Raw genomic sequence first — 7198 nt, 5'->3', positions numbered from 1 at the left:
CTGCCGAACGGCGCCCCGTGCACGGCGTACCGCCACGCCAGGGACTTGATGAACTCGGCCGCGCTCCGGTTGAGCTGCCACTGCGGACGGGCCCGCCGCCGCGTCGCCCGTACGCCCACGGCCAGCACCCCCGCGTACGCCAGCGCGCTCAGCGCCGCGAACAGGTGCAGCCCGCCCGCGGCGGGCCCCGACGGAAGGGCCGCCGCCCCCGCCGCCACGACCAGCAGCACCAGCTGCGCCCGCGTGGCCTGCACGGACTCCCGCTGCCGGGAGACCGCCGCCTGATCGGTCTGGTGGAAGAGGGCCGGCAGGTCCTCGTTGCGAAAGGTCATGCTGTCGGTCACGGCGCCCCCTGCGCTCGCTCCCGGGCGGCGGGGCCGCGAAGCCCCGCCGCCCTCGTCGGATCACACCGCGAGCGGCTCCAGGTCCCGGTGGACCCGCCGCTCGTCACGGGCGTATCGGGTCAGACCGTGGTCCTCTCCGAGTAGCCGCGCCAGTTCGGAAACCGCCTCCGCCCGCACCCGCGCCGCCTCCTCCTTGCGGCCCGTCATGTCCAGGCTCACCGCCATGTTCGACGAGCTCGCCAGGGTCTCCGGATGGTGCGCGCCGAGCGCCCCGCGCAGCCGCACCACCGCCTCCCGCTCCAGCTCCAGGGCGCCCTCCGGATCGCCCAGGTCCGCCAGGGCGTTGGCCAGGTTCAGGTGCGCGAAGATGGTGTGCGGGTGGTTGTCGCCCAGCACCTCGCGCATGCTGCGGATCGTCTGCCGCAGCAGCGGCTCCGCCGTCTCCGCCGCGCCCGCACCCCAGTGGAACACCGCCAGGTTGTTGAGCGCGGCCAGGGTGTACGGGTGCTTCTCGCCCGGCACCTTCATGTACTCGTCCACCACCTCCTGCGCCAGGTCCCGCGCCGCGCCCGGATCACCGGTCGCGAACAGGTCCGAGGCCAGGTTCAGCTCACAGGCCAGCAGGTCGGGGTTGACCGAGGTGTACTTGGCCCGGTACCGGTTGCGGGTCGCCGTCGTCAGCCGCAGCGCGTCCTCCAGCTCCCCGGCCCGCCGCAGCGACACCGCCAGGTTCTTCGCCGCCGACAGGGTGCCCGGGAAGGCCCGGCCCAGCGTCCGCTTGTAGATCTCGTACGTCCGCCCCAGCAGCTGCACCGAATCCTCGTACCGGCCCACCTCGCGCAGGTCCCGGGCCAGGTTCTGCGCCGAGGACAGGGTGTACGGGTGGTCCGGGCCCAGTACCTCCGTGCGCCGGTCGAACACCTCCTGGTCGATCTCCCTCGCCCGCGCGTACTGCCCCACCATGCGCAGGTTCAGCGCCAGGTTGTTCGCCGCCGCCAGGGTGCGCGGGTGCGCCTCGTGGAAGATCTGCCCGAAGCCCTCGTGCGCCGCCGTCGCCAGCTCCATCGCCTCGCCGTACCGGCCGAGCGCGCCCAGGTCCATCGCCAGACCGCTGGTGGTCATGTACGTGTGCGGGTGCGAGGGGCCCAGCGCCGCCCGCTGCCGCTCCAGCGTGACCTCGTCCAGCTCCTTCGCCTCCACGAACCGGCCCTGCGAGCGCAGGATGTTCGACAGGTGGAAGCGCAGGTACAGGTACTGCAGGTCGTCGCTGCCGAGCATCTCCCGCCACGCCTCGCGCAGCTCCTCGCCCAGGGTGTACGCGGCCTTGAAGTCACCGCGCTTCCACAGGTAGCGGACCCGGTCGATCAGCAGCCGGCGCGTCTCCGGCTCCTTGCAGAACCGTGCCTCCGAGGGGTTCAGGTGCGGCCAGATCGTGTTGAACCTCGGCCAGGTCGCCGGGTTGTCTATCGGCTCGTCGTCGTCCGGGCGGGCCCCCGCCAGGATCCGGTGCACCGCGTGCCGCGCCTCGCGCTGCTCCTCCTCCGACAGCTGCGCCCGGATCACGGCCTGCACCAGCCGGTGCACCTGGATGCTGTTGCTGACCTGGTCGACCTTGGCCATCGCGAACCGGCCGATCTCCCGGATCACCCGGCCCAGCACCAGCTTCTCCTGGAGCGAGGGGTCGTACGGCTTCAGCGCGTCGATCATCTCCTTGCTGTAGAGCAGGTTCGCCGAGATCGGCTCGGGAGCGAAGAAGGCGCACAGCTGGAGCAGGCGCACGGCGGCGGGGGAGCGGGACTGCAGCCGCTCGATGGACACGTTCCAGGTCGCGGCCACCGGCTGCGGGTACCCGGCCGGCTGGTTGAGGCCCAGCACCCGCGCCGTCTGCTCGGCCAGCTGCTCCAGGTACGCGGAGACGGGGGTCGCCGTCTCCGCGATCCAGGCCCCGGCCTGCTCCACGGCCAGCGGCAGGTCGCCCACCGCGACGGCCACCTGCTCGGCGTCGTCCTTGGTGAGCCCCGGCGCCCGGCGCTGGAGGTGCTCGACGGACTCCTCGCGCAGGAACACGTCCACCGGCAGCGCGTCCCCGTACTGGGACCAGGACTGGTTGCGGGAGGTCACCAGCACGTGCCCCGGGCCGCCCGGCGGGAAGAACCGCTTCAGCGTCTCGGGATCGTCGGCGTTGTCGAAGACCAGCAGCCAGCGCGAGGTCGGCACCCCCCGCCGCAGCAGGTCGATGGCCTCCTGGGAGGCGGCGGCCATGTCCTCGCCGGTCTGCGCGCCCAGCCGTACGGCCAGCTCCGCGAGGGCCGCGACCACGTCGTCGGTCTGCTCCGAGGAGATCCACCACACCAGGTCGTAGTCGGCCATGAACCGGTGCACGTACTCCAGAGCCACCTGCGTCTTGCCCACGCCGCCGAGCCCGTACAGGGTCTGCGGCTGCGGCAGCACCACGGCCATGCCGCCGCCCAGCTGGTCGCGCATCCGCTCCAGCACGATGCTGCGGCCGGTGAACCCGGGGTTCCGGGGCGGTGCGTTCCAGATCTTCGGGACCGTCCCCGGGAAGCGCGGCCCGGGCTGGGAGGCGCCGGCGACGGTGTCGGCGAGGGCCATCGGCCGTTCCACCGCCCGCAGCAGGGCGGCGGTGGCGTGCACCTCGTCGAGCCGGAACAGGTCCACCGGGTTGCGGTCGATGTAGGGCGTGGCCAGGCGTACGTCGCCCACCCGCAGCGGCACCAGGTGGCGCCGGCCCCCGGTGGGGTCCTCGGCGGCGGCCCGGTTCCACACGTCCACGGCCCGCGCCGATTTCAGGTAGGCGCTGGAGAGCAGCACCACCGTGCGGCCGGCGGTCTCGACGCCGATGCCCGTCCCGCCGCCCAGGGTGTCGCCGGAGCCGCCCTCGGGGACGGGCGGGCGTTCCGCCGAGACGTCCTTGGGCACGACCCTGAAGCCGGCCCGGGTGAGCACCGACTCGATCCAGTCGGCCCACATCCGGTTCTCGGCGACGTAGGAGAGGAACAGGTCGGCGGGCAGGGCCGGACGGCGCCGGGTGAAGGCGTCCCGGATCCGCAGCCGGACGTCCTCGGCGATCACCGGCATGGCGGTGACCTCGCCCTCGGTCACCACGGCCGTCAGCCGTTCGAAGGCGGAGAGCAGCGAGTTGGTGAGCCCGGCCTCGTCGCCGAAGGTGGCCAGGGTCTCCTCGTAGGCGTAGTAGGGGCGGTACGGGATCTCCACCGCGCCCCAGTAGGCGGTCAGCTCGTCCCCGACGAGCCCGCCGGGGAACCGGTCGAACTTGATCCGGGCGAGCGCCCGGCCCGCGTCGGCCTTCTCCTTCTCGCCCTCGTCGATGCGCATGGGCACCGGGTAGATCCTGATGCCGCGGTCGCTGAACCGCTCGTCGATCTGCCGGGCGACGGAGGCGGCGCCGTCGATGGACTGGTCGGAGAGGGTGAAGCAGTCGACCAGGACGTCGGGGAGGTGGACGGTGCAGATGTCGGCGATGTCGGACAGGCCGGTGCGGCTGTCGATCAGGACGTAGTCGTAGTTGCGCTTCATGTCAGCCCGCAGGGCGTCGAAGAAGAGGCCGCCGCCGAGCCGGTCGTAGAAGTTGTCCCAGTCGAAGGTGGACACGGTCGCCGAGTACTCGCGGTTCTGCCGGCCCGCCGACACGAAGTCGAGGGTGCCCCCGTCGGGGAAGTCCCAGCCCAGGTTCTCCGGGTTCAGCGAGACGGCGTGCGGCTCTATCCGCGCGTAGTCCCTGTGCCAGTCGGCGGGCCGCTGCACGGGGCTGGTGGCGGCCCAGGCGTACTCGCTGATCAGGTCGATGACCCCGGTGGTGGCCCCGAGCGTGGAGGGGTCGAGGAAGGGGTGGAAGAAGCGGTGCAGGCCGGGAGCTTCCAGGTCCCAGTCCACGGCGAGCACCCGCTTGCCGTTGGAGGCGAGTATCCAGGCGGTGTTGGCCAGCGCCATCGTGCGGCCGGTCCCGCCCTTGTACGAGTAGAAGGTGACGATGCGTCCGTCTCGGCTGTCACGACTGGCTGTCATCCGCGTCCCCCCGGTCGGTCTCGGTGCTGTCGTCGGCTGCGTCGTTCCCGCCCGGCCCGTACGGGTGCGCGGTCGGCGGGAAGGGGGCCGGCGGCGGGTCGCTCATCCCCATCGGCCCGACCAGGCGCCGGCGTTCGGTGGGGGTGTGCCCGGCCGGCGGGTACGCCTGGGCGTGTCTGAGGAACTGCTGGGCGGCCGCCTCGACCACCTGGGGAAGGATCTGCCCGAGCGTCTCCATGCTGGCCACGCCGTTGGCGGCGGCCCGGCAGGCGGCCCGGCCCTGGCTCATCTTGACCGGCAGGGTCTCCTCCAGCCGGCGCGCCAGTTCCTCCTCCTTGGCCCGGCTCTGGTGGTCGTAGCGGTTCCACGGCACCACCACGTTGATCCACGGCCGGTGCTCCTGGTCGAAGGCGGCCAGCCGCTGGCGGCGGTGCTCGTCCTCCACCGCCCAGCGGTCGACGATCAGGATCTCCGGCCGGGTGGGCGGCTGCTTGCTGTCGAAGTGGCCGGCCTCGTCGTCGAAGGAGGCCAGCGTGGTCTGGTAGTTGAGGTTCTTGACCAGTTCCTCGGCCACGTACGCGACCGGCCGCCGGGAGGCGGGGTGGTACGGGTTCCACTCCAGGGCGTTCTCCCCGTAGTACTCGGCGCTGCGCCCCTCCGGCAGATCGTGCCGGGAGGCGGCGGCCACGGTCACGTGGAGGGTGCGGGCGGAGGGGCTGCCGGGCCGGCCGCCGGCCGGGCCGAAGGCGCTGGGCACCACCCGGTAGTCCAGCGGGCGGACCGCCTTCAGCCGCACGGTCTCGGCCACCCCGACGATGTGGCGGGCCAGTTCGTACACGGCGTGCTCGTACTGCTCCGCGTAGCCGCGCAGTTTGATCAGGCCGTACAGCCCGTCGGTGACGTAGCGCTCGCCGAAGGTGCTGTGGTTGAACTGCAAGCGCTCGGCCGGCAGCGGGAGTTGCGAGGGGGGCACCGGCACCCACAGGGCGGGGACGATGGCCTCGGTCTTCTGGTCGCTGACGGCGCCCACCTGGATGGCGCGCTGCGCGAAGGCGAACCACTCCTTGCCGCACATCTGGCTGGCGAAGTAGCGCGGCGAGAACAGGGGGACGAAGACCCGGCAGGTGGCGAGCGCCGCCCCGAGCCGTTCCGACCAGCCCTCGCCGTTGCGTATCTCGCGGTCCATGAAGCCGACCTCGGAGCCGGCGGGCAGGCTGGTCAGCGCCATGATGTGGTTGCAGAGGTCACGGAAGAGCCGCTCCACCCACATGTCCGGGTCGGGTCCTCCGGGCCCGAACCTCGGCGTATGCGCATAACTGAGAAAGAAATACGGCTGCACTGATGCGGGCACACGACCCCCGTCCCGAAGATGCGAGCGAAGGAACATCATTCCGGAGCTCCTTCGCCACATCCCCTCCTCGTTCAGTCAATCAGCGTCTGTTTTCGGTCATCCACGCCTGGGCGTGATCGACGGCGTCCGTGATCGAGAAGAGAACGGCGGGTGCCCCGCCCACCTTCCCCCGGCGCAGGAGCGAATCCGGGAATGCCCGGCCGATCTCCGCGAAATCACTGTCGTCCAGGGCGACGTCCTCGTACCTGGTCCACTCCCCCTCGTGCGCCGTCCCCCGCCGCTCGCCCGGAAGGTTCACCTTCACCACACAGTCGTACATGCGCAAGGGGGGCTTCGGAATTCGGTACTCCGCGAGGTGGAACGCGGTGCAGGACGCGAATCCCACATTGATCATGAGTACCTGCCCTCCCTCCCAGCACAGTTTTCCCAGGGGGGAATCCTCACCCAGATGGCATTCCAGCCGGTGTTCCGCGCAGATCCGCCGCGCATCCGCGCCGAGCGCGGCGAAGGAGGTCTGCGGATGGCCGCTGCGGGCGGCGCCCGGCGCGGTGCGCACGGCCTCGGCGAGGGCGCCCATGCCCTGGCTCGGGGTGCGCTCCGGGTCGAAGGCGGGCATCCGCGCGCGGAAGGCCGCCAGCGCTTCGGAGTCCAGGCCGGCGGTCCGCTCCAGGTGGGCGGAGGAGGTGAGGGAGTTCTCCGGGGTGAACGCCGGGACGACCAGGGTGCCGTGGGGTCCCAGCACCCCGCTGAGGGCCTCGCGCAGCGTCCCGGGGTGCAGGCCCGTCCCGCCCAGCGCGGCGTGCACCAGCAGCCGCTGCCGGGGGCGTACGCCGAGCAGCCGCAGCTGGACGGCCAGGGCGAGGGCGCCCGGGGGCGCGGGCGCGGATAAGGAACGGGGCACCCGGGGCGCGCCGTGGCCGCGCGGGAGGGGGGTCACGCGTCCACCATCTTCAGCTCCCAGCGCAGTTCCTCCACCAGCCGTTTGCCGGTGACCGTGAGCTCGGCCGCCTCCGACAGGTGGTCCAGGGCCCGGTGGATCCGGTCCGCGCCCCCCGGCTCCTGGGTGGTCGTGGCCCGCCGGTACGCCTCCACCGCGACCCGCTCGTGCACGTCGGCCAGCAGCCGCGACACCGGCACCGGGCGGGTCCGCCAGGGGGACGGGTGCTGCCAGGCCCCGTCCAGCGCGTACAGGTCGGCCACCTCCGTCAGCGCCCGCAGCCGGGCCCGCCGCCGCCCGGTCAGCAGGGCCAGCGCGGTCTCCCGCACCCCGGCCGCGTACGGGACCCCGAGCGCGCCCGGCCCGTGCCGCCCGGCCTCGCCCCAGCCCTGGGCCCGGGGGCCGCCGGCGAGGGGGGTCAGGGTGCTCAGCCCGGCGGTGGCCGCCCGGGCGAACTCGGGGACGGTGCGGTGCAGCAGCGCCCAGGCCGCGTCGAGCCGGCGGCGCCACGCGTCGGCC

The 7198-nt window shown here is 72.7% G+C and carries 4 protein-coding genes and 1 pseudogene; all 5 read right to left on the bottom strand.

The genetic code is table 11. The annotated features are described in order from the left end of the window. The coding region (locus VR44_RS31915; protein ID WP_045951114.1) for a DUF4231 domain-containing protein at positions 1 to 332 on the bottom strand (332 nt) is incomplete at its 3' end. A 72-nt stretch (positions 333 to 404) separates the two neighbouring features. Next, a complete protein-coding gene (gene fxsT / locus VR44_RS31910; protein ID WP_107072574.1) occupies positions 405 to 4391 on the bottom strand; it encodes an FxSxx-COOH system tetratricopeptide repeat protein in 3987 nt (1328 codons plus the stop codon). Beyond that, positions 4375 to 5778 carry a TIR-like protein FxsC gene (locus tag VR44_RS31905; RefSeq protein ID WP_157880475.1) on the bottom strand — a complete coding sequence of 468 codons (1404 nt, stop codon included), beginning with the start codon at positions 5776 to 5778 and terminating at the stop codon, positions 4375 to 4377. The genes fxsT and VR44_RS31905 overlap by 17 nt, the downstream gene beginning before the upstream one ends. 43 nt (positions 5779 to 5821) lie before the next feature. After that, complete coding sequence (locus tag VR44_RS31900) at positions 5822 to 6643, bottom strand: AAC(3) family N-acetyltransferase (RefSeq protein ID WP_211275159.1); 822 nt, start codon at positions 6641 to 6643, stop codon at positions 5822 to 5824. A 32-nt stretch (positions 6644 to 6675) separates the two neighbouring features. Next, positions 6676 to 7198, bottom strand: a pseudogene (locus VR44_RS31895) (radical SAM/SPASM protein FxsBH, inactivated beta-hydroxylase extension form); the annotation flags it as partial.

Origin of the sequence: Streptomyces katrae, from assembly GCF_000966975.1 — a bacterium.
GTDB lineage: Bacteria > Actinomycetota > Actinomycetes > Streptomycetales > Streptomycetaceae > Streptomyces > Streptomyces katrae.
Note: the sequence above shows the minus strand (reverse complement) of the source record. Positions and strands in the feature narration are given on the sequence as shown.

Bases quoted from the DNA above. Each gene is read 5' to 3' on its own strand.
- VR44_RS31905 (WP_157880475.1), bottom strand. From the start codon at position 5,778: ATGTTCCTTCGCTCGCATCTTCGGGACGGGGGTCGTGTGCCCGCATCA.
- fxsT (WP_107072574.1), bottom strand. From the start codon at position 4,391: ATGACAGCCAGTCGTGACAGCCGAGACGGACGCATCGTCACCTTCTAC.